The following is a 26,787-nucleotide window of genomic DNA, read 5'->3' on the forward strand; positions in this document are numbered from 1 at the left end:
AACAAACCCACATAAACACCCCTCCCCCGCGCAGGCGAGAGGAGGGGTTGGCAGAGAGGGGCTGGGAGAGAGTTAGCCGATTTCCGGCACGATCACCCCGTAATTGCCATCGCGCCGGCGGTAGAGCACGCTGACCTGCATCGTCTCAGCGTTCTGGAAGATAAAGAAATTGTGACCAAGCAGCTCCATCTGCTCGATCGCATCATCAACGAACATCGGGCGCAAGCGGAAGGTCTTGGTGCGGATCACCTTCGCTTCTGGTTCCGGTTCAGCCGGCGCAGCCGCAGCTTCCTCCTCGGCAATCGCCACCTCTTCAGCGGGTGTAAACCCATTGGTTGCGCGCCGCAACTCGCGGCTCCGCCGCCAATATTTCTCTTTATAGCGCGAAATCTGGCGCTGCAACACCTCCTGCACTTCATCGATGGCGGCATAGAGGTCGGGTGCGCGCTCTTCGGCGCGCAGGATCACGCCGTGCTCGGCAACTAGCGTCGTCTGCACCCGATAGATTTCGCCGGCATTCCGCTGTTGTTCATGTTGGATTTCGACCGCGATGCTAGTAATGCCGTTAAGATAACGCCCCAATTTGGCGAGTTTCTCTTCGATGTGCTCGCGTTGACGCTCTGAGATCTTGCCGTTCCGGCTCTTGATGGTGAGTTCCATCGCATTCCTCCATCCGCTGTTGCCAACCCGTCATTGGGTGGCCGGGCGATAAAAACAACCCGGCCCCCGCCATCAGCACGGCGAGGACCGAGCTATTTCTCAAAAGGTCATCAGTTGCGGAGCATTGCGGCTGACCAAAGGGGTCATAAAGCCTCACTCCTGAATGGGTGCTATTCCCGTGTAGCACTCGCTAAAAAGCTTTGCCAGTATTCTACTACGCCGCCAGCCGTCTCGCAAGATAGGAAGAGTGAGAAACTGTTTACCATGCGTAATAATTAATCCGCTGCGGTGACTTGTTCGCTTCGGATCAAGCGATCACCCTCACACCACCAATTCCATCCCCTCTGCTGCCGCGGCCACCTGTAGCGGGCTATCCTGAGCTGCGAGCTCGGCGCGGAGACGGATGACCATCGCATCAAGTTCATCGTCGGTGCGAGTAGGCGCGTGGTGAAACAGCAACAACCGTTCGACGCCGGCAGCTTGGGCCACTTCAATCGCGTCTTCGATCCGGCTATGGCCGTAGTCTTCTACTTGTTCGGCGCGCAAATAGGGTGCGCTATGGATAAGTATGTGCGCATGACGCGCAAACGCGATCGCCTCCGCGCGGATACTCTCTTCATTATAGCGCACATCGGTCATATAGACTAGCACCCGGCCCTCTTCTTCCAAGCGATAGGCCCAGATCGGCGAATGCTGGCGGCGCGAGAGGGGTAGGGCGCGCACCAGCAAGCGACCGATCATAAACGGTTCGGTTGAGATAGTGGTGAAACGGTGCGTTGCACCGATGTGCGCCAGACCGTAAACCGGTGAGTAGACTGGCGAGAGCATCCCGTCATACACCATCTGCAACGAGCCGCGCGTGCTGTCAGGGCCATAAATATCGAGTCGATTGCCGGGAATATGCACCACACCGGGGAAGGGCAAACCGAGAATATGGTCCCAATACGTATGGCTGATGAGCAGCGTCAGGGTACCGCGTCCACGGCCAAACTCACCCTGCATCAACTCATCGCCCAGCATACAGAAGCCGGTGCCGGTATCAAGCACGACTAATTCGCCATGATCGCCCGTGACGGCAGTGCAGCAGGTATTGCCGCCGTACCGCAGCATAGCGGCGTGCGGCGTCGGCACGTAGCCGCGCACCCCCCAAAACCGCACCTTCATGGCTTCCTCCACAACTCCATGCCTTCAAAGGCTGCCGTCACCAACAATCCCGGCGCGGCCAACACTTGCTGTTCAGCCACAATCCGATCCAGTTCCTCATCGGTGCGATGAGGATCGTGGTGAAACAAGATCAACTGGCGCACCTGCGCCTCTTCAGCGATTTCGCGGGCTTGGGTTGCGCTGCTATGCCCCCAATGCGGAAAGCGCGCGTATTGGGCATCGGTGAATTGGGCATCGTAAATGAGCCAATCAGCGCGGTAGGCCAATTCAAGAATTGCCGCTTTCATCGCTGCTAATTCGCGCAATTCACTCTGGCTACGCGCCGTAGGTTGGCCAGTCCACTCAATTCGCTCCTCGCCGAAGAGCACCGTATGGAAGGGGCCGGTATCGGGAATAAAGGTCAGCACGCCATCGGACGTTTCTAGCCGGTAAGCGAGCGCGCGGTACGGATGGTTGGCGAGCGCCGTGCGCACCTGTACCGGGCCCAATTCAAAGCAGTGCCCGGCGCCAATTTCAAAAAAGTTAATCTGCGCGCGCAAATCATCCATATTCAGCGGCAACAGCGGATCACTCAACGCACCGGCCAACGTGGTGCGCAAACTCGACTGCGTGCGGGCCAAGCCATAAATATCGAGTTTCAAATCGGGATCAAACAGGGGTGCAAAGAACGGAAAACCTATGATATGATCCCAATGGGTATGGGTAATCAAGAGATCGAGTTGCCGTGGCACTTGCTCTTGAGCAAACGAATCGCCTAACATCCGCAGGCCAGTGCCGGCATCGAGAATAATATGGCGCCCTTCCGCCACTACCTCCACACAGGTAGTATTCCCGCCATACCGCAGCATACTGGCGTGGGCAACTGGATACGAGCCGCGCGTGCCCCAGATACGAACTCTCATCGATGCGCCCGTATATGTTGTCGTACCCTGAAAAGTGCTGCGCAACGTAATTGCAGCTTTGCATTTCACAGTTTACAGCATAAACGTAGTTTGTGAATGCTTTTTAGAGGATCATTTTACCAGCCAAGCGCAATTAGAAAGGTTAGATTATGGCTCGTTTTCGGGTTGGCGTACAACTCCATCCACAACATACCACGTGGGAATCGTACCGTGATGCCGTGCGCTATGCCGAAGCGATCGGCTGCGATACGATCTGGAATTGGGATCACTTCTTTCCGCTTTATGGTCCGCCAGACGGCCCACACTTCGAGGGATGGACGCTCTTGACCGCGATGGCGACCATCACCCAGCGCGCCGAGATCGGCTGTTTGGTAACGTGCAACAGCTATCGTAATCCGGCGCTGCTCTCAAATATGGCCAAAACGGTTGATCATATCAGCGGGGGTCGGCTGATTCTTGGACTGGGTGCCGGCTGGTTTGAACGTGATTATGCCGAGTTTGGCTATACCTTCGGCACTGCTGCCGATCGCTTGCGCGCGTTGCGCGAAGCATTGCCGATCATCAAAGCACGCTGGGAGGTCGATCAGCCGCCGCCACTGCGCCGCATCCCGATCTTGATCGGCGGCGGCGGTGAAAAAGTCACGCTGCGGATCACTGCGGAACACGCCGATATCTGGCACGGCTTCGGGCCGGTCGAAAACTTCAAGCGCAAGAATGAGGTTCTCAACCAGTGGTGCGCTCAGGTAGGCCGCGATCCAGCCACAATTGAGCGCAGCGTCTCACCGCGCGCAGGCGAGCCAATCGAGCCATACCTTGCAGCAGGCGCAACGCATATCATTATCGGTATGGGTGAGCCGTGGAACTTCGCGCCGGTGGAGGAGCTGCTCAAGCTGCGCGATTAACAGGCGATGCTCAGGCGCACTGAGAAGACGGGGAAGTAGACCATGCCCTTGACCTCGGTGCGCCTTAGCGCATGGCGTTCACCGCAACGTTGCATACCATTCGGTATAGAGTTCTTGAAAACTCTTGCCGTAAAGCCCGCGGTAATTGGCCGAACCGGGAGCGCGCCCACGACCACTGGCATACAACTCGTTGAACTTATCCCAGCCGTAGGTTTGGGCCAGATATTCGACAAACCCAGCCCACATCTCGTAGGCGACCATCGAATCGGCGCTACTGGCCAAGGCCGCCAGATTGCCGCGATAACCGGCTTGATAGAGCTCGCGCGCGCGGGCCTGAAACGACGACGAATCGGACAGGCTGAGCCAATATTCGCCCGAAATCCACGTCGCCAAGCCTTCCAACAAGACCAGATCAGAGCGGCTCTGCGCTTCGCGGCCATACGCTTCGGCCTGCAAGGCATGCGCCAGCTCGTGGGTGGCGATCACTAGTGCCTTATAGGTATCGTCGTTGGGGCCGTAGAAAAGGCGAATATTCGTGCGATCGTGGGTGTAGGCAATGCCGCGCGTATCGCTCGTCGGGGCTAAAGCCGGATTGTAGAACCCCATCGAGACGCGATCGGTCAGTTGGACATCAAATCGGCGTTGCAGATAGCCAAGCGCGTACTCGATCTTGACCGCCAAGTCACGCACTTGATCGGCGCGAAACGTACCCCTGCCAACGTAGAAATCGATCCGGCGTCCGGCATAAACAAATTCACCGGGCAAGACTGGGCCGTGACCGGGCAGGAAGCTGGTTGGCGCGGTTTTGACATCAAACGACTCGAGAAACTCGCGCCGGGCAAGGGTGGGGGTTAGGGTTGGTTCTGGGATCGGCGATGGCGAAGGCGTTACGGTAGGGAGCAGTGCTACCGTTGGCGTCTCAAGCGGCGGGAGATCGGCCACCTTCGGCGTTGGAGGCGGAGCAGGCGGCGTTGCCGCCATCAAGGCCACCAGCAGCAACAAGGCTAGCACGGGCAGGAGCACAAGCAGAGCGCGATTCAGTCGTTTCACGCAATCTCTCTCCTGTGTCGCGCAACGAGGCGCTAAGAGCCATAGATTGCCATCGTTCGCTCTCTTATATCACCACATGCGCGCAACTGTCAAATGGCTTGATGGCTATGAGGCGCGCAACTGGTTGGACATTTGACATCTGGTACCAACTGGTCGAGCGAGCTGCGCGTTGGCAGGGCACGTGCTGAACGATGAAGACGCCGGCTGGCTAGGAATGCCGCAGGCAGCGCAGCAATCCCCTTGCTAACACGAGCGGCTGCTATTCTGATGTTGCGCCACTATTGCAGGGAACTGCTGCGGACGATCGGCATCCTCGCAACGACAGGATGCAAGCAACTCCGGCCTATTGCACGGCCATGCTAGTATGCTGCACCCTGAGCGGCACCCAGTTGGGGCCATCATCATAGGGCAGCGATGCATAGAGGGGAGCCGCACTACCGTGCGGCTCGACAGTGATCATTTATTCGGCTGGGGAAATTTCAATCCACGCCCGTTCGACGCCACGCACATTCATGAAAAAATCGAACATTGCCTTCATCAGGCCATACTTATTATCGAGGGCTTCACGCGCCACCTTGGTCTCTTCAGGGGGCAAAATGCGCGCCCGCGCCGGCACGGTCGGCCCCAACGGCTTACCGGCGCGATCAGATGGCCCAACTTCGACGTGCGGATTGTTACGGATGCGCTTGACCTTGCCGGCATTAGCAGTAGTCATCACGTACAACTTGCCATTGCGCTCGGCAAACCAAACCGGTGTCACCACCGGCTGGCCATTTTTGCGAAACGTGATCAAATTGGCATATTCGTGCCGGTAAAGACCGGCGAAATAGGGTGTCGTCTGCTCGGCCACTGTTTCCTCCAGAAGTATAGACTTGCGAACCAACAATTGGCTCTCTTAGTACTATACCCCCGATTCGATCAAAACAGCGAGCAAGTTCGCCCATTCGGCCAATGTCACTGTTTCGGCGCGGCGTTGGGGATCAATCCCGGCAGTACGCAGCGCCGCCACCACTTGTTCGCGAGTAATATCGACCCCTAACGCGGCTAACCCGCTCGGCAAGGCATTGCCCAATTGTTTGCGGGCATGGAGGAAACCGGCCTTAATCAAACGGAAGAGGGCATTGACATCAGCGACCGTCACCGCTGGCTGCGGGCGACGTTGCAAGCGCACAATCGCCGAGTCAACGGCGGGCGCGGGGAAAAAGCTACTGGCGGGCACGCGGGCCACAATCGCGGGTTCAGCGTAAAACTGGATCGCATGGGTCAACACGCTATAGTCACCGGGGCCGGCGCAGATACGCTGGGCGACCTCCCATTGTACCAGCAACACACTTAGCTCAGGCGGAACAGTCGCTTCGAGGAAATGGCGCAGCAGCGGCGCTGTAATTGCATAGGGGATATTGGCGACCAGTTTGTAAGGCGGCGCAGCACCAGCGCGATCCAGCAGATCTGCCGGAGCTAGCTCAAGCACATCACCCTGCACCAGAAAGAGATTGGCACGATCGCGGAACTCAGCGGCCAACCGGTCAGCCAAACGGCGATCGAGTTCAACGCAAATCACCCGGCCTGCCCGGGCCAGCAATTCCCACGTCAACACGCCCAAACCCGGCCCCACTTCGATAACGGTATCGGATGGGGTTAGCGCGGCTTCAGCGACGATGGTTGCCAACCCATGGCCATCGAGCAGAAAATTCTGGCCCATGCCACGGGTTGGGCGCAGATTAAGCGCACGCAACGCGGCGCGGATCCGTTGTGGATTGAGATAGGGGTTCACGATTATTCAACCGGCACAAAGATGGTGATGCGCGTGCCCTTGCCGGGTGTCGAATCAATCTCGGCCCGACCGCCGGCTAACCGGGCCCGCTCATCAATATTCAAGAGACCAAAACTACCGCGCTTCTCATAGCTTTTGAGCAAGGCCGCTTTATCAAAGCCAACACCATCATCTTCGATCACCACTTCCAGCATCTTATCTTGCACCTGCCGCAAACGTACCCAAATATGAGCGGCATTAGCGTGCTTAATCGCATTGGTGACTGATTCTTGGATCATGTTAAACAACGCGCCTTCCACTTTTGAACCGAGACGGAGCTGATCAATATCGCTGGCTGCGAGAATGATAGCCGTCTTACCGGCTTTAGCGCGCAACCGATCCAGATATTGCTCTAACGCCACCTTCAAGCCCTGCGTTTCGAGCATTAGCGGGCGCAGCTCAAACAGCATTGTGCGCACCTCATAGTTGGTACGCTTAGCAATCGTGCTCAACTCATCAAGTTCGGCCAACGCTTGAGCCGGATCGCGATCAAGCAGGCGTTTAATATACTCGGCCTTCATCGTAATGACGGCCATCGATTGGGCCGGACCATCGTGCAGATCGCGCGCCAACTGGTGACGCACCTCCTCTTCGCGCGAGAGCAACTTTTCTCGTTCTTCTTTGAGATCGAAAATTAGTTGCGCATTATGCAGCGCAACGATGGCATAATTTGTCAACGCCATTAACATCTCGGTCTGATCCGTTTGCAGCATGTAATCGGTGGCAACTACAAACAGACCATAGGCGCGCATCCCCACTTGGAGGGGAATCAGGGCCGCTGAGACACAATCACGCAGCGCACTGATCTCTTGCAACGACGGAAACTGGGCAAAGGAGGTAATTGTCTGGGCCGTATTGGCGCGCAATGCCACCGCCAAGCCAGCATCCATCTGCAAGGTACGATTCAGATCACCCGGCGCCAGATTGGAGCCAAAGGCGACATACAGCTCATTCGGCTGGCCAGAGGAGAGTAACACCACACCAGCGCGGTAGGGCACAATTTTACGGCTTTCACGCAGCAGCGCATCAAGCACCTGCCGGTAATCGGCGGTCGATCCCAACGCCAGCGCCACTTGGTAGAGCGAGCGCATCTGATCGCGGTAGACATTTGCCTCTTGCAACGCCCGTTCAGCCTCTTGTTGGGCCTGCGCAACGCGATAGCGATTAGTTTCGCTCTGGCGTTCAGCCAGATTCCCCGTCACCCATGGCACGATCGCCAGTGTCAAGCCACGCAACGCCAGCGCCACGTAATCGAGCATAGTCATCAACGCTTCAGGCGCAATCAGCCGGCGCCAGCCGATGAACGCCGCAATATACGCCACGGCGGCCAGTGCGCCCGAAAGGACGCCGATGTGGAGCGGCTGTCGGATGGCAGCATAGGTCAGCGGCACCAAATAGAGCGGAAAAAAGATCACAACCCGCTCGCCACCCAAAAAGGCCATCAACGAAATGAAGGCAATATCAAACAGGTACGACAGGCTCACGAGACCGGCAGCGGGGGGCACAAACGCCAACAAGGTAAAAATTAGCGCAAAGCCGGCATACAGCCAAAAGATCAAATCTAAAGCCTCGAGTGCGCCATTGATCGGCCAAAGACTACCATTAGTCAGGAATTGGGTGACAACACCGAGCAAGATAATCATGACCCAGCGCGCCATCGCATAGAAGCGCTCGCCACCGAGTGGACTCCATGCCGACGTTGTGCGTGGTGATGACGATGATTGCATTGACGATTGCGCCGAACTGGCCATAACAGTATTCGCAAACAGTGAAGCGGCGACACGAACTAGCGCGCCGCCGCCGTGCTGAGATTACAACGACTTCAACGTCTCAAGCGTTGAGCGCACTGCTTTCGCCGAGGCGTTCAGCAGCGCCATCTCTTCCTCGTTGAGCGGCAACTCGATAATCTTCTCGACCCCGCCAGCGCCAAGCACTACCGGCACGCCGAAGTAGATATCGTTCAAACCGTATTGACCGGTCAGATACGCTGCCACCGGCACCACTCGCTTCTTATCCTTCAAAATCGCCTCCACCATCAGCGCCGTCGAAGCAGCTGGAGCATAGTAGGCACTGCCGGTCTTAAGCAGGTTGACAATCTCGCCGCCCCCCTTGCGTGTGCGCTCAACAATCTGAGCCAGCCGGTCAGGCGCAATGAAATGGCTCACCGGAATGCCGCCGATGGTCGAGAAGCGGGGCAAGGGCACCATCTCATCGCCATGGCCGCCCATAAGCATCGCCTGCACATCTTCGACCGAAACACCAACCTCCATGGCAATAAAGGTGCGGTAGCGCGCCGCATCGAGCACACCGGCCTGCCCCATCACCCGCTCTTTGGGGAAACCGCTCACCTCAGCCGCCAGATAGGTCATTGCGTCCAGCGGGTTATTGACCATAATAATGAATGCGTTTGGCGAGAGCTTCGCCGCTTTGCTAACACAATCGCGGGTAATATCAGCGTTAACCTTAATCAGATCCTCGCGGCTCATGCCCGGCTTACGCGGTGCGCCGGAGGTAACGACAATAACGTCGGAATTAGCGGTATCGGCGTAATCGTTCGTGCCGATCACCCGCACATCGTACCCCTCAACCGGCGCTGCCTCATAGAGATCAAGCGCCTTACCCTGTGGCACACCCTCGACAATATCCAATAGCACGATGTCGCCTAACTCTTTGGCAGCCAGCCAGTGCGCCGTAGTTGAACCAACAAACCCTGCCCCGATAATGCTAATTTTCTTGCGCATAACTGTCTCCTCACATCTTCGCGGCGCCAGTTATGGAATGCGACGGAGTGCGTCGTTGCCATCCCTGCGCATTGTAGCATATTGCGAGCTTAGTGCGTGGATGCAACCATTTGTAAATGGTTAAGAACGGACGACAGATCGGGCGGCAAGGGCGCAGTGAATTGCCGCCATTGCCCATCACGCGGGTGAAACAGGCCCAACTCGCCGGCATGCAAAAACTGGCGTGATAGGTACAGATGCGCGCGGCGCGGGCCATAGACCGGATCGCCAACGATCGGATAGCCGAGATGGCGCAAATGCACTCGGATCTGGTGCGTGCGACCGGTTTCGAGTTGCACTTCGAGCAAACTATAATCGCCAAAAGTCGCAATCACCCGATAATGGGTACGCGCCGGGCGGCCATCACTCACCACTGCCATGCGCAGCCGGTCACGCGGATCGCGGCCAATCGGCGCATCAATCGTGCCAGTGACTGGCGGTCGCCCGATCACCAGCGCCCGATAGATTTTGCGCATGCGTCGCGCCTGTTGTTGTTCAACCAACGCGCGCAGGGCGTCATCGTGACGGGCAATGACTAACAAGCCAGACGTGTCGCGATCAAGACGATGGACAATGCCGGGGCGTACCTCGCCGCCAATCGCCAAATCGGGGTAGCGGGCCAAGAGGGCGTTCACCAGCGTGCCGCGCGCATGGCCCGGTGCCGGATGCACGACCATGCCGGCTGGTTTGTTGATCACGGCAATATCGGCATCTTCGTACACCACGTCAAGCGGGATCGGTTCGGCCACCAGTTCGGTCGGTACGGGCGGTGGAATGGTGACGTGAATGGCCATCCCGGGGCGCACCGGCTGGCTGGCGCGAGTAGGCCGGCCCGCGCAGAGCACCATGCCCTGCTCGATTAAGCGTTGCACTTGCGCCCGCGACAGATCGGGCAAGGTCGCCGCTAAAAACCGGTCGATCCGCTCACCACTTACCTCGGCAGGAACGATCACCACCCGCTCATCAGAATCGAGCCATTCCAATGTACTGGCGTCATTCATGACGGCGACTCCGAATTGCGATTGCGCGGCTCGGCAGGCAGTGGCATTTCGGGATCATGGCTCAACAACTCGCTGAGCAAACTATCATCAACTGGCTCTGGTTCGACTGGTGCCGGTTCATCGCCAATGAAGATGATGTGAAAGGCCAATGCCGCGACTCCGAGTGAGATCGTGCTATCGGCTAGATTGAACACCGGCCACCAACCAATCTGAATAAAATCAACCACATACCCCTGCCGGATCCGGTCGAAGAGGTTGGAAATCCCGCCGCCGAAGATCAATCCGACCGCAACTGTTACCCACCGCGACTCAGCGGGGAGGATGTGCTGATACGTGTAGGCCAGCAAGATGAGCACCAAGCCAGCGCCAACCGAGAGGACACCGCCTTGGTCGGGGAAGAGGCCAAAGGCAACTCCAGTATTCTCGTGATAGGCGAGCTGCACCCAATCAAAGAGCAGTGGAATCGGGCGATTGGTACGCATCAGCACATCGCTCAACCAAACCTTGCTCAGTTGGTCGAGCAGAAAGATCGGTAGCGCCACCAGAAAGAGCAACATCCAACGGGTGCGCATCGCCATCACTGTGACATCATCGCTTGCCGCACACGGCGGAGAGCGATCTCATCAAGCGCGTATTGCAACATCAAGAGGACCGCACCAACCGTAATCGCACTATCGGCGAGATTAAAGATTGGGAACCAACCGACCTGAATAAAATCGACCACATACCCCAACCGGATCCGATCGATCACATTGCCCAACGCGCCGCCGAGGATTAACCCCATCGCGATCTGCACTAACCGGCGCCGGTTGGGCAATTGCGTCACATAGAGATAGATCGCGCCGGTAATGATCACCAACGCCACGATGGTCAACATATCTGACTTGCCTTGGAATAGGCTAAACGCAATCCCCGTATTATGTGAATACGCCAGCCGGACATCGTCGCCAATCAGCGGAATAAAGCGGGTCATCGTTTCAGGGCCAAGGGTGACGACGATCCAGCGCTTTGACGCTTGATCGAGCGCAACCGCCAGCGCGGCGACGAGCAATGGCGTGATCCAGCGAGCTTGCACCAGTGACTTCACGATTGCATCCCTTCCTCACGAATTCAATCTCGTTTTATCTCATTATAACGTAGGGCGCTGGAAATGGATGGGTAATAACGCTTTGTTAATATATTTGTACTATGTGTTCTCGTTGTACTTGACAGGAGCTTCCGGCGTGACTCGACGTTCTAACACTCGTTCCCGCGCTGCTAGCGAGGAGTTTGACCCGATCAGTGGCTTGTTAGCAATTGGGGTGATTTTGGGCAGCATCTTGTTATCGCTTCCCTTGTTATGGACGATAACCGTGATGGTTGCTGGGATGACGATTGTCTTCTTTATTAACCACTGGTTACGCGAACAGCGCATCCAAAAGTTACGCCGCCAGCAGTTGCTTGATCTTTCACCGAGTGAGTTTGAGCAGCGAGTTGCGCTATTGTTGGAAGATCTGGGTTGGAAGAAGGTCACGGTGCGAGGCGGCAGCGGCGATCGCGGTGTAGACATCACCGCCGAGCGCGATGGCTTACGCTTTATCATTCAATGCAAACGCTACACAAAACCGGTCGGCCCCAAATACGTGCGCGATCTGGTCGGCGCGCTGCAAATTCAGCAAGCGGATCGCGCCATCTTAGTGGCAACCAGTGCCTTTACTCGCCAGTCACAGCTCGAAGCACGCGGGCAAGCCGTTGAATTGTGGGACGACCGGATCCTGTTGCAACGCATTGACGAAGCGGAACGGTTGCGAGCAACGCAGCAACCACAGCGCAGCCGCCAAACTGCTCTCTTATTCGCCAGCGCACTGGTTCTAAATCTGGTGCTAGCCGGGGTTGCACTCTTGTTTGATGGCCTACCTGTGAACAATGCCGAAGCACAGATTAGGCAAACCAGCTTCTTTGGCATCACCGCTAATGCGCCATTATCTAACCAGACTGTAGCGGAAGCGGCGTCAGCGACCGCCACCCCACGCCCTACCCGCACCCCGCAACTGGCGGCTACACCACAACCAACGCCGACCCCAACCCTTCCAACCGCCACCGTGTTTAACGGCGGCAATGTGCGGGCTGAGCCAAACTTGAAAGGCACAGTCTTGGACCATATCCATGCCTATGAAACAGTGATCTTGCTTGGGCGAAGCGCCGATGGGATCTGGATCCGAATCATTAACCCCCGCCAGCAAGAGGGCTGGGTGCATCGCACACTCCTGACGCTCGCTCCGGCAATTGAGGCGGAGTTGCCGGTGATTGCGTCGAATTGAGGCCGGGAGGGGAGATAGGGAGGAGGGTAGAGATGCGCCGTATCCGGTATCAGGTAGCTTGTAGCCTTGATGGGTATATTGCCGGCCCGCAAGGCGACACGAGTTGGATTCCGGATGAGCCGGCGATCGAATTCGGCGCATTGTTTGCCGAATTCGAAACCCTCTTGATGGGGCGTAAGACCTTTGCCGGCTTACCACTCGCCGATCCTGAGTATGGCCAGTTGTACGCCAGCAAAGAGCTGGTTGTGGTTTCGACCACGCTCACGGCGGCTGATCATCGAAACGTGACCATCATCAACGAACTGAGCCATCACTCTATTGAACAGTTGCGCCAGCGTCCCGGCAAAGACATTTGGCTGTTTGGCGGCGGCGAGCTGTTTCGCCACTTGTTGGCGTTAGATGTGGTTGATACAATTGAGCTAGCTATCGCGCCGGTGTTATTGGGCAATGGCATCCCATTCTTGCCCGCGCCGGGACCATCACGCCAGCTCACGCTCACGGAGCAACGCCGGTATGAACAATCCGGAATCGTCTGGCTGAGTTACCGGATTGAGCCGGCAGCTCCTCAAGAAAGCCGTTTCTTAGGTTGTTAAAGTACCGGCCCGGTTAACAAACGCTGATATGGAGTGCGGTAGTTTCGACTACCGCACTCCATAAATATCACCACAACGCAAACACCTCGCTGCCCACCACCATCACAAACAGCAAGTTCAACAAAATCCCAACCACGAGACTGATCGCGGCCAACAAGAGCAAGTACATGGTGCGCCGGCGGATGAGGCGACGAAACTCGCCTTGCAACAACGCTTCGAGGGTCTGTTGTTGGGCAGCCAGCACCATTTCAACCGGCGTGCCTTCAGTTTCGGCTTGAGCCAGCGCAGCAGTGGCATCAATCAGCTCACGGCAACGATAGCGGCGGGCAACCTCGGCCAGCGCCGCAAAGGGTCGCATGCGCTGCTCTTCACCGAGTTCGATCGCGGTGGCGACCACTTCGCGCATAGGCGCTTGGCGCGGCGCGGCCTGTGCGCAGTAGCGGCGCAAGAGCGTGCTCGGCGCTTCAAAGCTGCCAAGCGCGACGCGGATGAAGCCTATCAACCCCGGCGTCAACCGGCGCAGCTCTTGCTCCATGCGCTCACGGGCGCGGCGCGGCTGGCGCGGCCACACCAAGCCAAGCGCCAAATAGGCGGCCAGCGCCAAGCCGAGCCAGATCGGGCCGCCACTGAGCGCCGCGCCCGCACAGAGTAATGCCAATGCTGTGCCGCCGGTCTGGCCGATGATCAACCGTTGCCGTTCGTCAAACGATGGTGTGGCAATGGGTTTCCCGCGCAATACCACGCCAAGCGCAGCCAGCAGCGCGCCGCACAACGCGGCCAGCAACGCCGGCGCAGCGGGAGTAGTTAGGACATGAGGCATGTATCGTACTCCTTTCGAACATATCTTCATCTGGTTCCTCAGACTTCACCTCTCGCGCCGTTCCCACAAGCTGGAGATAGGTGGCAAAGCGGGCCATTGTGGAGTGCAGCAGTCAAACTGCCGCACTCCATAGCATTGCTGGCGCTTTGGGTAGCGCACTGTCAACCGCGTGCGGCGGCAAGACTGCCGCACTCCGTAGCATTGCCCGATTTCACCTACCGACAAGACATATGCCATACTCGCTAACCCGCCCTAATACTCCACATCTTCCACCCGCGAGAACCAGATGCCGCCGGCAATGGGGGCCAGCAGGGCCAATCCGACCATCACTGCAAAGACCATCCCCAGCGGGGTGCTGTACGCAATGCGCACTCGTTCCCACTGGGTGGCAATCAAGTAGACAGCCATCAATACACCGGCCCCGCCAACGGCCAAACCGCTATAGCGCATCTGGGCCAGCTCGGTAAGCGCCTCTTCGCGACGACGTTCCGAGGCTTGCAAGGCGGCATAGGCCGCAGCGCAGCGGCGGGCTTGCAGGTCTTGCGGTTGGTCGGCGGCGACAGCAAGGTGGTTGAGCAGGGTCGCATGGCGGGCCGCCGAAGTTTGCCCGGCCAGTGCCGCAATCACTTGGCGCATAGTGGCAATGCTGCCATCGGCCAAAGGCGCACCTTGTTGCCGGATCAGCCACGACCATTCGCTCTGCAACGGGCCAGCAGTCATATCGGCGAGCAACCGCTCGAACGCAGTGCGCAATCCCAAACCGCCGCCGAGCAGGGCACTAAGCCGGCCAATCGCGGGAGTCAGTTCTCGCTCGAGCTGCTGGTTATAGCGCTGAGAGGCTAGTACAAAACCTACCCGTACTGCGAGCGCCGCTGCTGCCGGTGCTGCCGCCAACCCCATCCAGAGGGAACCGATGAAACCAAGCACTGCACTCACAAGGGCTGCTGCGCCGGCAGCTATCAAGAGCGCCGTGGCCGGTTTTAGCAGTGCTGGACGCCACACTAAGGCTGGATCGAGCGCCGCCGGCGATCGCTGCTGGACCAGCCGGGCCAGCCAGCGCGCCAACGGTTGGCGCAAAACGAAGGTTGCGGTCAGTGTGATCAGTGCGGCTAGCAACGCCGGTGCTGCGCGCAGCAGCCACGCTGTTTCGGGATGGGTGAGTGTTTCCATATTGGCTGAACCCTTTCACTTACTCAATCTGTCGGAATCTGCTGGTACCAGCGAGCAGATGTCTGCCGTGTTCACGGGCGATTACTTCAGTTGACAAGGCATGGCGTTGCAATACCCTGCTATGCCTCGCAATGACCGCAGGCACCCTGCGGTTGCATTTACGCTACGCACTTTGCGCCTGCAACGCTGCTTCACGCATACGCAACGCGGCGGCTACCGGCGTCAATGCCGCTGTGCCGACTTCACCGCTAGCAACAAGTGCATTGAGCGCAGCGTAACGCGCGTGCAACAATGCCAACGCCGTCTCATCGCTGAGGCGCGCCGGTTCAAAGTTGGTCAACAAATCGAGCGCATCGCGGGCGCGGCCCTGCGCCAATGCCTGTTCAGCGCGGTTAATGGCCACACCAGCCTCGTGATCGGTGCGCTGGCCGACAGCGATTGCCGCTACCAACACCGGCCAGCCGCCGGCTGGCGCAAACGCGGCGTAACGTTCGAGATCGGAACTCAGCTCGTCGTAAAGCGTCGCTGCCACCGCCCAGCGTCGCGCGGCCAAGGCCGTATTGATCTGCTCATACGCGGCACGGGCCGCCTCAGCCGCTTGTTGTTGTCGCCGTGGATCCATGGCAAGGGACTGACGGGCCGCATGCACCAACCGCTCATCGTTGCGCTCAGCCCATGCCCGCCGCAAGATGGCCAACGCGCGCTCGGACGCACCGGCTTGGCGGGCCAACGCAGCTTGTACCAACGCTTCATCAACTACGGCCCGGCTACTCGCCACGGCGCGGGGCCGCTCGGCTAGCTTGAGCAACGCCAGACGTTGCGCCAGCAGCTCAGGCGTCTGATCAGCGCCACGCCAGACCAACCGATCTCCATCAGCACGGGCCGCACAATGCCAGCGCACCCCATCAGCGGTTGGTTCAACCCATGCCAAGCGGATAAGTCTTGGCCGCAAGCCTGTAGCCGTCTCGTCACAGCCATCGAGCAACGCCACCTCATCAATATAGCGACGACCAGCCGCGCGGCTGAGATGGATCACGACATTGAAGTTGTCACAGATGTCTTCCAGCGCATTAGTGCGCCGGCCTTCGTAGAGGTACGCCCCCGGCATCGCGGCACAGTCAGCCAACCGGCTCAAGGCGCGCAAGGCTGTGCGCGCGTGAATCGTGGTGACCACCGCATGGCCACTGACAGCGACCGCGAGGATAGCGCCAGCTTCAGCGGCGCGTGTCTCACCCGGCGCTACCAGTGAAGGCGTCTGGCGCAAGACTTCCCGCGCCGCTCGCCCAAACGCCAACGGATCGAGGCTAGTCTGCACCAGTTCGCGCGTCCACGCTGCATGGCGAACGTTGATTTCAAGCGTGTTGTCTTCGATTGTAATCACGTGCGGTTCACCCGGCCATGAATTGACAATCGCTTCCAGCAGCGCCGTCTTGCCGCAGCCAGTCTCGCCGGCGATCAGAAACGAACAACGAGCGCGCACCAGCAATTGCAGCAGCGCAAACAAAGGTTCATCACACGCGCCGCGACGCAAAATATCGGCCAGCGTCCACGCAGTGCGACGACCGCGCCGGATACAGATCAGCGCAGTGTCGTCAGGTGTACACGGCGGAATAGTCACGTGCATACGGGTACCGTGCGCAAGCGGCAAAGTATCTTGCGGGCGGCTGCGGTCGAGCGGCACTGCCAGCCGCGACGCCAGCACCAAGGCGCGATCCAGCGCTTGGCGCGGCGAGCTAAAGCGTTCCGGCGCAAGGGTGAAGTCAGCCCCCTCTTCCTGCACCATAATGCGGTCACCGATAATCTTCACCTCTTGGATCCGCTCGTCATCCAGATAGGGTTGGGCTGGTCCCCAACCAATCGTATCGTGAAAGAGGCGGAGCAGGCTGGTATCGTCGGTGGGCAAACCAGCCAACGGCCCGCCGCGTTCGGTCTGGGTACCGATGGCAACCCGTAGCACGCGCAGCACCGCCGGATCACGCTCGGCAGCCGGCGCTACCGGGTCAAGCAGATCGGGTGGCAGCTCGGCGAGCAGAATCTCGCGCGCCGCTTGCAACGCCGTCGCCGCCGGATCGACTGTTGTCTGCTGCGGCATCAAATCGGCCAACCCACCCTCTTCAATCACTGTGAGAGGCCGGTACGCAGGATGCATGTATCTCCTCCATCTATAGTGGTTCGCATTTAGCTACCCAAGCCGGGCGGCTCAGGTCATTCAGGGCGGGCAGGCGACTAGCAATGCCGGTGCCTCCTACCCAAGGCCATCCCTCCCAAAAGTGAAAAGCATACCTAAAAGGGAGCGGCAACACCGACCATGAAGCGCATGAGCGTCGCGTTGGCGACAGTGCGGTTGGCTGATTGCTTGATCGCAGCGATGTTACTGATCCATATTGCGCACGATGACGGCGAGGGCTACGCCCCGCGCAACAATAGGCATACACCTTGCCAAGCCCGCCACTCCAGCGTTACGACAGCGCTGGCGCAGCAGCGCGCTGGCCTAACACCTGTTCGCTCAACCGTACCCACCAACCAACCCGCGGCAACGGCAGGCGCGGCTTCAAGCCGGCATGCGCGCACAGCGACTCAACCACCTGATGGGTAGCGCGGGCAAACCGGCTTTGCGGGCCAAGATCGAGCATCGAAACGTAGCCATCATGTTCATCGGCAAGACTGGCGAGGCGCGGTTCGCGCGGCAAAACGCCGAGATTGCCCACCCGCGGGTAACGGCGGGCAAAGAGATCAGCCACCATGCTGATCGTCACCGTTACCCCGCGCTCCGGCTCCATAAAGAGCAGTGAGCAACGTTCGAGCCGCTCTGGGGCCAATTCGGTAAAGTGTTCGAGCATGTGACCGACACCCATGCGTTCACGAGCGCCGGGCGGGGTGGGCAAGATAACGCTGCCACCGGCTTGCAAAACGTGGGTAGCATAAGGCCGACGTAGATAGTCAGGCGGGGTATCAATCAACACCACATCGTACCCTTCCAGCGCCACAATCCCCTGATACAGCCCTTGCCAATCGGGCAGGCGTAGATCATTCTCGGCCCGCGCCACCGCATGCGAACCGATCAGCAAGTCGATCCGCCCCCACCCTTGCTGATTGGCACGAGTATGTTCAGGCTGAAAGATGAAAGGCTGAATACCAGTCGGATTCCAATATGACGGCCCGCGCTGCACAAGATGAAGGTAGGACGGAGCGCTAGCCGGGATGCGAAACGCCGGCACCAAGCCGGGGTTTGAGATATCGCTATCCCACACTAGCACATCAAGCCCGCGCCGGCGCAGTCCTTCAGCCAACACACAGGTCGCGAAGGTCTTGCCAATACCACCTTTTGCAGCGCCAATCGCAATCACCGGCAGGCGCTGCGCGCCACCCCCGCGCCGCCGGCCAATCTGCGCACCAATCCAATCGGCCAGCGTCGCAGGATTACGTTCAGCGGTCGCCGGTAAACCGGCAGCCAACGCATCGGGCAACGCTGCCCGCGCTGGGCCGGCCAACCCCAGCATCACCCGTGTCCCCACCTGTTGGGCGCGAGCGGCCAAATCCCACAGATCGGCCAGCGGTGTCCCGCGACTATCGTCAAGGAAGATGGCATCTGGCGGTCGTGAACCGGCCAGCAACCGTTGCACCTGATCGATCCGTGATGGCGCTAATACCGCTACGTCACGCAATTGCTCAACTTCAGCCTGCAAACCATCGATCGCGCTAAAGATGATAAGTTCCATAGGGGTTGCTCCTTTTGAGAATTGATAAACCACCATCGTTGTGGGTGGTTGGTCACAGCGGCGCTATGCTGCTACAACCGTCCCGCTCCCCATCCGGCATTGACGTAGCCGGCGCGCGCTAACCGTTCGCTGGCGCGGTCGTAACGGAGGAGCGGGTTAGTCGGGAAGGGATCGCCACTCTGGCCTTGTGCCCCTTGCGGCAAGACCTCTTCAATGGCCAACACACCACGCTTCCCGTTGGGAGCACGCCCAATTAACACTACCAACAGATTCACCACATCAGAGGTAATCAGACCGCGCACGATCTGCGCTGCCGCCTGCCCGGCGCCGGTCGTCTCGTGGGCCAAGCCGATCAGCGCCATCCGCTCTAGATTGCGCAACGCGCCCTGCACGGTCGCCGCATGGATGGTGCCCAAGCCGGGGTGGCCAGTCGCGGCGGCTTGTAACATCGCCATTGCTTCGCCGCCGCGCACCTCACCAACGATGATGTAGTTGGGCTTTTGGCGCAAGGCAAACGTCACCGCCCGGCTAAAACCGCCCGTTTCAGCCGGCGCTTCAATGTGCAAGCTGTTCGCGCTTCGCGGCAACTCGCCGCCATCTTCAATTACCACCAGCCGCATCCGCGCCCCGATCGCTTGGCTGAGCGCCGCCGCCAGCGTTGTTTTGCCGCTGCCAGTTGCCCCTGCGATCAATAGCGAAGCACCGCCGTTCAGTGCTGCTAGCAACAAATCGCTCGCCTCACGGCTGATCACATTGCTCTGCACCAGATCATCGAGCGTTGCCCAGCGTTCGGGCAACAGCCGGATCGAAAGGCTTGGACCGGCTGGGGAGGCCCGCTGATTCGTGATTGCATAGCGCAAACCATCCACCACGCCTTGGGCAAACGCTGGCACCTCAACAGCGCCGCCATGGCAGCGTTGCACCAGTTGGCGTTGCGTCCACTCAATCCACGCCGGATGGACTATCACGCCGGTGTTGACCATCATGCCGCGTTGGACAACAAAGAAAGGCGAATCGGGCGGGCCGTTGAAGAGAATGTCCGAGACCGCATGCTCCGGATCGCGCCAGATTTCGAGCGGGCCGTACCATGCCACCTCATGCCACTGGATCGCGCCATCAAAACCGAGCCGCGCGAAGGCTTCTGCCGGCGGCAGATGCCAGCAATCGCGTAAACGCCCGCTGCGCAGCAGCATGCGCAACTCGTCGACGATCGCGGCACCAGAGGTTGGCAAAGAAGCCGGCGTGTGCGTCAAGGTATCCCAACCGCTCTGCATCAGTGAACCTCCTTCCGTGATCCTTGTCGGTTGCGGCAGCCGAGCTGCCGCAGTCCATAGCCATGGCACTCGCGTGCGCCCACACCAGCACCTACTTATCGGCTTCAGCGGGCATAACCGGCGCAGTCAACTCGCTTACCGTAAACTGGCCAATGTCAAGCCGCTCAAGCACGGGTAAGATCGGCGCATCGCTGCTGTAACGTTCGCCCCACAGCGGCAGGCCAGCGGCTTGCAAGGCCCAAATCGCATGCGATTGGTACGGGGTCAGTTCGAGGTAGGCCACCTGCGCTTCGGCATCGACATAGAGCACGCGCGCGCCGCTGAGCAGTCGGCAAGCATACGGACGCAACGGCAAAGGAGATGCCGGCGGCTGCACCGTTGGCACGCGGCCCTCGGCGGCGCTGCGCGCTTGATCGCACACATCGGGCGAACCGTTGGGATCATTGAAACCGATATTGAGCCGATCGTGATGGGTCAGCGGGCCAATGGTTTCAGTGCTAAACGGCACTGGCACCATCCCCGGCGTCAAGGCCTCGCCATTCGGATAGACCGGCTGAGCCGGCGGACGCTCCGTGATCATCGACGGTTGCAACAGATCATTGGCGGCGAGATTGCGAGTCGCATACTGGCCAACCGCAAGCGATGGCGCACTGATCCCCGCCAGTTGGGCCGGACGATGGCGCGGCAACAGCACTACCGCCAGATCGTCGGCGCTTAGCCGCTGGCCGTAGGGCACATTGCGCGCCAGAATGACAACCGGCTCGCTACTTCCAGCTTCTAGAAAGGCCAGCACGGTGAACACAGCGGTGATAATCAAACCGAGACCGATCAAGATCGCCGGGAGCGGATTGGCACGGCGACGGGCGAGCGCCTGATTGAGCGTGCCAAGAGCAGACATACGAGTTCTCCTTTCGATACGAGCTTACGGTTGGCCCAAACGATCGATGGTGTCAGCCGCGCGGATGCGAGGACGCACTTCGCCCAAACCGAATAATCCGCGCAGAGTTGGTTGCAATTCGGCGCAAAGCAGTGGCGTTGCACTAGCTACGCCAGCGCATGCCCCGCCTTGCGGTAAGACTGTCCAGCGCGCAGTAGCTGCCAGCGAAACCGGATCAATCCCGGTCAATTGCGTCGCTTGCATGTTGGCGAGCAGAAATTGATGCGCTACTTTGACAATATCCGCGCACTGACTAGGAGCGTGAATGGTCACCGCTTGGCAGGTTCGGTTGCCACGCAGGGCCTGCCCATTGCGCGCTAAAGCGGCATACTCGATCTGCTGCACCGCCGAGCGGGTAGCCTGCTGGAGTGCATCTTCCATCACCGCCACCGCCAGCCAGAGATTGGCAAACTCGATCACCACCATCACAAAGAGCACCAACACCGGCAACATCAATGCCAGTAGCGGCAATGCTTGACCCAAACGGCGACAGTGCATGCGGGCCTCCTACTGCTGATCACGTTCGGCTGCGCGAGTGGCGCGAGCGCGTACCACGATCTCGTCGCCGAAGGGCAACAGGGCGACCGGCATCCATAGCGCGGCGCGATACCGAACCTCGACCGTAATCGGGTCATACCGGCGGCACGGCTGGCGCGGGCACGAGATCACCACTTCACTCGCGGTCGGCTCAATCCCAAGGCTGCCGGCCAAGGCTTGACGAGCCGCCGTTTCGGTAACGGTGCGATTGCCGCCAGTGAGTGCGGCCTGATGCGCCGCTGCACGCGCCGCTTGGCTAACGGCATAGTGGGTAAGCAGTATCTGACCGATCGAGAAGAGACCGACGACCAAGGTCAATAAGATCGGCAAGGCTAGCGCCATCTCGATGAGGGTTTGGCCGCGCCGGTGAGCTTGTCGCATCGCGCAAATCCTTTCGCTACATCTTGCCTAGACCGAACATGACGAACGAAGCGGTTGGGTTGATTGCACGACCCTCCTTTCCTCACATCAAAGCTTGTAAGCATGCAGCGTGATCATCACTATTGGGTGGTGAACGGTTACGTAAGCGTTTCGTTTTCATCGTGTGGGTCGATTAGCGGCAGACAGCGCCAGCGAGCATTGCCTGCCGCAACGGATGGCCAATTAATTGCCCGGCGCAACGAGTGAGCGCGGCGCCAGCAGGTTGATCTCGATCTGACCGGTTACAAGCTGGCGCGCCGGATTGGGCAGCGGGGCGACCCGCACTGGCGGTAGCGGCACCCCGCCAATGTTGCCCGGCGCTTGATTGACGATCTGCACTTCTAGCTCGATCTGAATCGTGAGCCGGGCGCGATCAAGCACGTCAGCCGTGTAGAGGTAGACATCAGGGCGCATCGCCGGCGCCGGCGGGCGGCTCCAGTAGAGATGGAGTTGATCATCGAGATCGCGTTCGCGTAGCACGCTGGCGCCAAGCTGATCGCGGCTCTGGCCGCCAAGATAGCGATAGATGCAGCCGGTCAGCAGTTGCGGGGTGAGAAGCGGGCGCGCTCCCGGACGACAACCGGCTATGCCGCGGCTGTCGGCAGCACGCGGATCAAAGCGTTGCCCACCCACTGCAACCTCGGCCAAACTCCAACCCACGACGCGCGCTTGGTAGGCATACGGCCACGGTAATGGCTCATCGGCAAAGGTCAGGTTCGCCAGTTGCGGAGTCAGATCAAGCACCTCGCCCGATGGCTACGCAATTGCCGTGCCATCCGAGAGGTAAATACCATTCGTTTGGTTCGCGTCGTTCGTCGCCGGATCGAGCGTCGAGCGAATAGCCACCCGCAAATCACCACCTGCTGCGCCGATGGTAGAGGGCGGCGGCACCACATTGATCGTAAGCGCGGCGACATTGTCAACGGGATCATCCGCTGGCGTGCTGGTCGAGATGCGGGCCGTCGCCGGCAAGACCGCGCCGGCAGGCACGCTCGTCTGCACCACAACCTCGATAATACCGGCAGCTTGCGAATTCAGCGTCCCTAGATCCCAGCGCAATCGGCGACCGGTTTGGCTCGTAGACGGACGGCTAGACCCCACTAGTTGCACATCAGCCGGAAGCTCCAGTTCAAGCATCGTATTAGCAGCAGCGCGAGTTTGGACAGGGCGACGGCGATACAGGTTGCCGTAGTCAATCGTGTAGGCAAACACGCTGCCCTGCCCGACAATGCTGGCAGGCGCGCGCAATTGCACAAATGGGTTAGGACGCACGATCGTGACCATGGCGCTGGCCGTGTTATCAGCCTGATACGCGGGTAGTTCGGGGGTGGTCGTCGCAATGGTGGCCTGCGCCGCCAGTTGATCAACCGCGATCGTCGCCGGCAGAGTGAGACCAATGCGCAACTCGCCGCTCGCCGCCGGCAGCACTTCGCCAAGGGCACAGGTTAGCTGATAGCCATTACGCTGGCAGATCGGCGGCAAGGTGGTGAGCGTCGCTGTGCTCGGCACATCAACCGTGATCGTCACAGCACGAGCCAGCCCATTGCCAAGGTTGCGGTAGCCAACCACCAGCTCGGTCGCCTCACCCGCGGCTGCCGGCGCCGGCGCAAAGGCGAGACTGACTGACGGATTGGGACGCACATGGGCCGTGCTCGCCGTCGCCGTATTATCTGTCAGTGAGTCACCGGCAGTCGTGGTCGTGACAGTGGCCCGGTTATCAAGCCGGTCGGCTGCGGTTGGCCGTGGCTTTGTCTGCACACTAACAATAACCTCTTCATTTGGCGCAATGCTGCTAATCGTGCAGCGCAATGTATGCTGCGCCCCTTCGTAGCGGCATGTTCCCGCCGGTGCGCGCAAGATGCTAGTAAAATCAACCTGCGCCGGCAAGGGATCGGCGATCGTCACATTAGCCGCCGGTGCGCTGCCGCGATTCACCACCCGCAGGGTGTAGAACAGTGCATCACCGCTGAGCACCGCTACCGGCGCTTCTTTGCTGATGCTAAGTTCAGCTCTGATGAGACGGGTATGATGGCTGGCACGATTGTTCGTCAGATCATTGTCTGGCGGGTTAGCACTGATTGTCGCCACAGCGGTAATAGTCTGACTCAGACTGGCGCCAAGGGCGGTTGGTGCGCGCCCACGAACCTCGATCGTGCCGCTTGCGTTGGGTGCAAGCTGCGCAAATTGCCAGACCAGTACCGAACCACTCTGGCTGGGTGGCCGACTAGCACTGAGAAACGTTACCCCAGACGGCAACTCCATCCGCACTTCGACGTTGGCAGCGGTACGATTGCCAGTATTGTGATAGGTCATCGTATAGGACAGTTCATCATTAACAATTGCTTCAGCCAACCCATGTAGTGAGATACGGAGATCCATGTGAGTTTGGCCCAGCAACCCAACATCAATATCAGGTCGAATCGCACCGTGGGTTAGCTCTATCACTGCACTCGAGCCGGTTTGTTGGTCAATATCGCTATCACGCTGCGGATTACCACCGCGACCAGACGACGTGAAGGAATACTCTGTCGGTAACACTGCCACCACACGGTATCGACCGGGTTCGAGGTTTGTAAAGGCATAGCGACCTTGGGCATCACTCACAACGGTGCGGGGGTAGGGTTGCACCGCCGGTGCTGGGCCGGGTAATCGCTCTAGACGCAACACCACGCCGGCTATACCGGATTCGTTGGTGTCTTGCACACCATTACCATTGTGATCGAGCCAAACCCAATCACCGATCGTCGCCGGTTGAAATTGGCGGGTCAGGCCGATATCGACGTGACGAACCGTCTCTTCGCGCAATGGCAGGGGCAATGCGGCGCCGGTCACGCCATTGCCGGTATGCTGGCCGGCAAACTCAACCACACCAAAAACCGGATGGGCATCGCTATCACGGGTATCATCGGCACCAGCATTCATAGGCGCATACACCATGCCGGCTAACGGGCGGCCAACCGCAAACTCAGTCGGTGCCACGCGAATTCGCAATGCACGGTTCGGCGGCACGGCGATGGTATAACTCCCGTCAGCCGCCGTAGTGACTGCACCTAGCGGCAAAGGTTCATCCGAAGCCATTACTTCAAGCTTTACGTTGCTTAGCGGCGGTTCATTCGTATCACGAATGCCATTCCCGTCAGTGTCATGCCAAAGCTGACCGCTAATAAACGCATACGTACAAAGGAGTTCCAGATCGCCTAATGATGTAGATTTATTGCTACCGGGCGGGATTAAGGTAATGGTTCGAGATGGATGTGGCTGGTTCGCCTCATACATCATCAAGCCAGCCGAATTGTTACCAAGCAATGAGGTGGCGACTATCGTTTCTGTACCATTAGGACGCGGAATGGCGAGGAGGCTACCCATGTGGTTCTCGACGTGGGCTGGATGCTCCCCAGAGTAGTGATGTATATGATCGTTAAGCCAGTCACTATGATCGGCTAGGTACTTATGATCTGTTTGATTTGGATTAACTAGATCGATACGCGACCCGTTCGAGAGCGAAAGCGTCCACGCTCCCTGCATCAACTGGTAATTAAGCGTATCGCCTTGGCTGATAGAGGTATAGTGTTCAACAGGCGGTGGACCGAAGAAGGTCAGGTCACCAATCCGATCACGCAAGGCGAGACGTAAGAACTGATTGTCAGGGCTAAACGCAAGATCGGTAAGGAAAGGCTGAGCATGAAAAATAGCACGACTTTTTCGATATACCTGTAATCTTTCGAGTTGCTCATTCCACGGATTCCAGCCATAAATCTGATCATTTGGTTTTAACGATCGCAATACCTCCATGTACGTTGAAGAGCGGAAACGATTTTGGAACGTCTCAGTCATCAGTTCTTGCGTGATAATCAAGCTCCAGTCACCTGTATCAACCGTCAAAGCAAGCACATGGGCTGAAGGTTTTCCAAATGAAGCCGCAGTATCGGTAACGCCAACAAACAATTGCACACTACGATTATCCGAAATAGGTGCAAATTCGAGGGCGAAAGGACGCAGATTGGGTAGAATTCGCTGATCTGAGCTAATTAACTGGAAAGGTATGGCTATTGGCGTCAAACGACGGGGAAGCGCTTGGGTAATATCGTAGCGTTCAATGTGTCGTGCCGCGAGGTTTACGATGTACAGAGTAGCTCCATCTGGACTGATCTCCATATCACCCAATCCAGTTTTGCCGACTGCACTCAATACGGCTGTATCGTTCCGATCCGGCGAAAGTCTATCTTGACCTGCATTGGGTATAACAAACGACGCCCGCCATTGACCTTCGTTAAAGCGATATTCATAGACTCCACCCGGACCAAGTGGGCCAAAACTCGTAAATCGGCGGGTGAAGGCGGAGGCAAACAACCGTGGCATGCCGCTAATTGCGCCATCATCGTAAGCAAGACCGTAGACTGAACCAATACCGGTATGTTGGGCAATGCGTTGTTGATGTCCGGCATTAGTTGTGCCAATTGGCGCAAGTGGCTGTTTAACCCCACTTATCGTTACCCGAACAAGTGCCGGATCATTCGCCGACACCGGTGCATAGATGGTGTCAGCAAAACAGGTCGTCGCTAGCGACAGATCGTCGTTTAGGCAAGGCACCACACTCGCAAAGCCGGTTATACCGGTTTGAGCGACAGCCGGTAACGGTGTCAGTGATGGTAACGTTACAAAGAGGATGGCCACAACCAACCCAATCAACCAGCGTAGATGGCGACACATAGGGATACGATTGTTCACGGTGCCTCCTGCGTCGG

24 protein-coding genes are annotated in these 26,787 nt (G+C 58.6%); 3 read left to right on the plus strand and 21 right to left on the minus strand.

Annotated features, from left to right (window positions below):
- Positions 1 to 72: 72 nt before the first annotated feature.
- The 3 genes from raiA to Q1A59_RS07240 form a co-directional block, all read right to left on the minus strand.
- Positions 73 to 660, minus strand: a complete 588-nt coding sequence (gene raiA / locus Q1A59_RS07230) for a ribosome hibernation-promoting factor, HPF/YfiA family (RefSeq protein WP_298402949.1) — start codon at positions 658 to 660, stop codon at positions 73 to 75.
- 321 nt (positions 661 to 981) lie between these two features.
- Positions 982 to 1,824: an MBL fold metallo-hydrolase gene (locus tag Q1A59_RS07235; protein ID WP_298402947.1), complete on the minus strand. Its 843-nt coding sequence runs from the start codon at positions 1,822 to 1,824 to the stop codon at positions 982 to 984.
- The gene (locus Q1A59_RS07240) at positions 1,821 to 2,726 is read right to left on the minus strand and encodes an MBL fold metallo-hydrolase (protein WP_298402945.1); all 906 of its coding nucleotides are present in this window, start codon (positions 2,724 to 2,726) and stop codon (positions 1,821 to 1,823) included. The genes Q1A59_RS07235 and Q1A59_RS07240 overlap by 4 nt, the downstream gene beginning before the upstream one ends.
- Positions 2,727 to 2,875: 149 nt before the next feature.
- Here Q1A59_RS07240 and Q1A59_RS07245 point away from each other — a divergent pair, with 149 nt between their 5' ends.
- Positions 2,876 to 3,628 (plus strand): LLM class F420-dependent oxidoreductase, encoded by a 753-nt coding sequence (locus Q1A59_RS07245; protein ID WP_298402943.1) that lies wholly within the window; start codon positions 2,876 to 2,878, stop codon positions 3,626 to 3,628.
- 78 nt (positions 3,629 to 3,706) lie between these two features.
- Here the strand turns inward: Q1A59_RS07245 and Q1A59_RS07250 are convergent, their stop codons facing one another.
- From Q1A59_RS07250 to lspA (Q1A59_RS07285), 8 genes are all read right to left on the minus strand, one after another.
- Positions 3,707 to 4,678 carry a hypothetical protein gene (locus tag Q1A59_RS07250; protein WP_298402941.1) on the minus strand — a complete coding sequence of 324 codons (972 nt, stop codon included), beginning with the start codon at positions 4,676 to 4,678 and terminating at the stop codon, positions 3,707 to 3,709.
- A 460-nt stretch (positions 4,679 to 5,138) separates the two neighbouring features.
- Positions 5,139 to 5,528 (minus strand): PPOX class F420-dependent oxidoreductase, encoded by a 390-nt coding sequence (locus tag Q1A59_RS07255; RefSeq protein ID WP_298402939.1) that lies wholly within the window; start codon positions 5,526 to 5,528, stop codon positions 5,139 to 5,141.
- A gap of 51 nt (positions 5,529 to 5,579) precedes the next feature.
- A complete protein-coding gene (gene rsmA, locus Q1A59_RS07260) occupies positions 5,580 to 6,452 on the minus strand; it encodes a 16S rRNA (adenine(1518)-N(6)/adenine(1519)-N(6))-dimethyltransferase RsmA (protein ID WP_298402937.1) in 873 nt (290 codons plus the stop codon).
- A 2-nt stretch (positions 6,453 to 6,454) separates the two neighbouring features.
- Positions 6,455 to 8,242 carry an ATP-binding protein gene (locus tag Q1A59_RS07265; protein ID WP_298402936.1) on the minus strand — a complete coding sequence of 596 codons (1,788 nt, stop codon included), beginning with the start codon at positions 8,240 to 8,242 and terminating at the stop codon, positions 6,455 to 6,457.
- 60 nt (positions 8,243 to 8,302) lie between these two features.
- Positions 8,303 to 9,232, minus strand: coding sequence for a malate dehydrogenase (gene mdh / locus Q1A59_RS07270; protein ID WP_298402935.1), 930 nt, complete (start codon positions 9,230 to 9,232; stop codon positions 8,303 to 8,305).
- 89 nt (positions 9,233 to 9,321) lie between these two features.
- Positions 9,322 to 10,272 carry an RluA family pseudouridine synthase gene (locus Q1A59_RS07275; RefSeq protein WP_298402934.1) on the minus strand — a complete coding sequence of 317 codons (951 nt, stop codon included), beginning with the start codon at positions 10,270 to 10,272 and terminating at the stop codon, positions 9,322 to 9,324.
- Positions 10,269 to 10,850, minus strand: a complete 582-nt coding sequence (gene lspA / locus Q1A59_RS07280) for a signal peptidase II (RefSeq protein ID WP_298402933.1) — start codon at positions 10,848 to 10,850, stop codon at positions 10,269 to 10,271. The genes Q1A59_RS07275 and lspA (Q1A59_RS07280) overlap by 4 nt, the downstream gene beginning before the upstream one ends.
- A complete protein-coding gene (gene lspA / locus Q1A59_RS07285) occupies positions 10,850 to 11,359 on the minus strand; it encodes a signal peptidase II (RefSeq protein ID WP_298402931.1) in 510 nt (169 codons plus the stop codon). The genes lspA (Q1A59_RS07280) and lspA (Q1A59_RS07285) overlap by 1 nt, the downstream gene beginning before the upstream one ends.
- Before the next feature lie 136 nt (positions 11,360 to 11,495).
- On the opposite strand from lspA (Q1A59_RS07285), the gene Q1A59_RS07290 reads away from it, so the two are divergent.
- The gene (locus tag Q1A59_RS07290) at positions 11,496 to 12,572 is read left to right on the plus strand and encodes a DUF2034 domain-containing protein (protein WP_298490141.1); all 1,077 of its coding nucleotides are present in this window, start codon (positions 11,496 to 11,498) and stop codon (positions 12,570 to 12,572) included.
- Positions 12,573 to 12,604: 32 nt separating this feature from the next.
- Positions 12,605 to 13,165, plus strand: a complete 561-nt coding sequence (locus tag Q1A59_RS07295) for a dihydrofolate reductase family protein (protein ID WP_298402929.1) — start codon at positions 12,605 to 12,607, stop codon at positions 13,163 to 13,165.
- A 67-nt stretch (positions 13,166 to 13,232) separates the two neighbouring features.
- On the opposite strand, the gene Q1A59_RS07300 is transcribed toward Q1A59_RS07295, so the two are convergent.
- The 10 genes from Q1A59_RS07300 to Q1A59_RS07345 form a co-directional block, all read right to left on the minus strand.
- On the minus strand, positions 13,233 to 13,985 hold the full coding sequence (locus tag Q1A59_RS07300; protein ID WP_298402927.1) for a hypothetical protein: 753 nt from the start codon (positions 13,983 to 13,985) through the stop codon (positions 13,233 to 13,235).
- A gap of 252 nt (positions 13,986 to 14,237) precedes the next feature.
- Positions 14,238 to 15,155 carry a hypothetical protein gene (locus Q1A59_RS07305; protein ID WP_298402925.1) on the minus strand — a complete coding sequence of 306 codons (918 nt, stop codon included), beginning with the start codon at positions 15,153 to 15,155 and terminating at the stop codon, positions 14,238 to 14,240.
- A 163-nt stretch (positions 15,156 to 15,318) separates the two neighbouring features.
- A complete protein-coding gene (locus Q1A59_RS07310; protein ID WP_298402923.1) occupies positions 15,319 to 17,304 on the minus strand; it encodes an ATPase, T2SS/T4P/T4SS family in 1,986 nt (661 codons plus the stop codon).
- Between the two features lie 310 nt (positions 17,305 to 17,614).
- Positions 17,615 to 18,874, minus strand: a complete 1,260-nt coding sequence (locus tag Q1A59_RS07315) for a ParA family protein (protein WP_298402921.1) — start codon at positions 18,872 to 18,874, stop codon at positions 17,615 to 17,617.
- Positions 18,875 to 18,945: 71 nt separating this feature from the next.
- Entirely contained in the window at positions 18,946 to 20,148 is a 1,203-nt protein-coding gene (locus tag Q1A59_RS07320; RefSeq protein WP_298402919.1) for a CpaF/VirB11 family protein, read from the minus strand.
- 91 nt (positions 20,149 to 20,239) lie between these two features.
- Entirely contained in the window at positions 20,240 to 21,046 is an 807-nt protein-coding gene (locus Q1A59_RS07325; protein WP_298402917.1) for an SAF domain-containing protein, read from the minus strand.
- A 24-nt stretch (positions 21,047 to 21,070) separates the two neighbouring features.
- Positions 21,071 to 21,583 (minus strand): TadE/TadG family type IV pilus assembly protein, encoded by a 513-nt coding sequence (locus Q1A59_RS07330; protein ID WP_298402915.1) that lies wholly within the window; start codon positions 21,581 to 21,583, stop codon positions 21,071 to 21,073.
- A 9-nt stretch (positions 21,584 to 21,592) separates the two neighbouring features.
- Positions 21,593 to 22,003, minus strand: a complete 411-nt coding sequence (locus tag Q1A59_RS07335) for a TadE/TadG family type IV pilus assembly protein (protein ID WP_298402913.1) — start codon at positions 22,001 to 22,003, stop codon at positions 21,593 to 21,595.
- Positions 22,004 to 22,225: 222 nt separating this feature from the next.
- Positions 22,226 to 22,786, minus strand: coding sequence for a hypothetical protein (locus Q1A59_RS07340; protein ID WP_299644630.1), 561 nt, complete (start codon positions 22,784 to 22,786; stop codon positions 22,226 to 22,228).
- A 12-nt stretch (positions 22,787 to 22,798) separates the two neighbouring features.
- Positions 22,799 to 26,770, minus strand: a complete 3,972-nt coding sequence (locus Q1A59_RS07345; RefSeq protein WP_299644633.1) for an SdrD B-like domain-containing protein — start codon at positions 26,768 to 26,770, stop codon at positions 22,799 to 22,801.
- Positions 26,771 to 26,787 lie beyond the last annotated feature (17 nt).

Source organism: uncultured Chloroflexus sp., from assembly GCF_937951745.1.
Classification (GTDB): domain Bacteria; phylum Chloroflexota; class Chloroflexia; order Chloroflexales; family Chloroflexaceae; genus Chloroflexus.

Coding starts and splice junctions, on each gene's coding strand:
- Q1A59_RS07310 (WP_298402923.1), bottom strand. CDS start 17,304: ATGCATCCTGCGTACCGGCCTCTCACAGTGATTGAAGAGGGTGGGTTG.
- Q1A59_RS07235 (WP_298402947.1), bottom strand. CDS start 1,824: ATGAAGGTGCGGTTTTGGGGGGTGCGCGGCTACGTGCCGACGCCGCAC.
- Q1A59_RS07325 (WP_298402917.1), bottom strand. CDS start 21,046: ATGTCTGCTCTTGGCACGCTCAATCAGGCGCTCGCCCGTCGCCGTGCC.
- lspA (WP_298402933.1), bottom strand. CDS start 10,850: ATGGCGATGCGCACCCGTTGGATGTTGCTCTTTCTGGTGGCGCTACCG.
- mdh (WP_298402935.1), bottom strand. CDS start 9,232: ATGCGCAAGAAAATTAGCATTATCGGGGCAGGGTTTGTTGGTTCAACT.
- Q1A59_RS07300 (WP_298402927.1), bottom strand. CDS start 13,985: ATGCCTCATGTCCTAACTACTCCCGCTGCGCCGGCGTTGCTGGCCGCG.
- Q1A59_RS07275 (WP_298402934.1), bottom strand. CDS start 10,272: ATGAATGACGCCAGTACATTGGAATGGCTCGATTCTGATGAGCGGGTG.
- Q1A59_RS07315 (WP_298402921.1), bottom strand. CDS start 18,874: ATGGAACTTATCATCTTTAGCGCGATCGATGGTTTGCAGGCTGAAGTT.
- Q1A59_RS07330 (WP_298402915.1), bottom strand. CDS start 21,583: ATGCACTGTCGCCGTTTGGGTCAAGCATTGCCGCTACTGGCATTGATG.
- Q1A59_RS07295 (WP_298402929.1), top strand. CDS start 12,605: ATGCGCCGTATCCGGTATCAGGTAGCTTGTAGCCTTGATGGGTATATT.
- Q1A59_RS07265 (WP_298402936.1), bottom strand. CDS start 8,242: ATGGCCAGTTCGGCGCAATCGTCAATGCAATCATCGTCATCACCACGC.
- Q1A59_RS07240 (WP_298402945.1), bottom strand. CDS start 2,726: ATGAGAGTTCGTATCTGGGGCACGCGCGGCTCGTATCCAGTTGCCCAC.
- Q1A59_RS07320 (WP_298402919.1), bottom strand. CDS start 20,148: ATGCAGAGCGGTTGGGATACCTTGACGCACACGCCGGCTTCTTTGCCA.
- Q1A59_RS07245 (WP_298402943.1), top strand. CDS start 2,876: ATGGCTCGTTTTCGGGTTGGCGTACAACTCCATCCACAACATACCACG.
- Q1A59_RS07335 (WP_298402913.1), bottom strand. CDS start 22,003: ATGCGACAAGCTCACCGGCGCGGCCAAACCCTCATCGAGATGGCGCTA.
- raiA (WP_298402949.1), bottom strand. CDS start 660: ATGGAACTCACCATCAAGAGCCGGAACGGCAAGATCTCAGAGCGTCAA.
- Q1A59_RS07305 (WP_298402925.1), bottom strand. CDS start 15,155: ATGGAAACACTCACCCATCCCGAAACAGCGTGGCTGCTGCGCGCAGCA.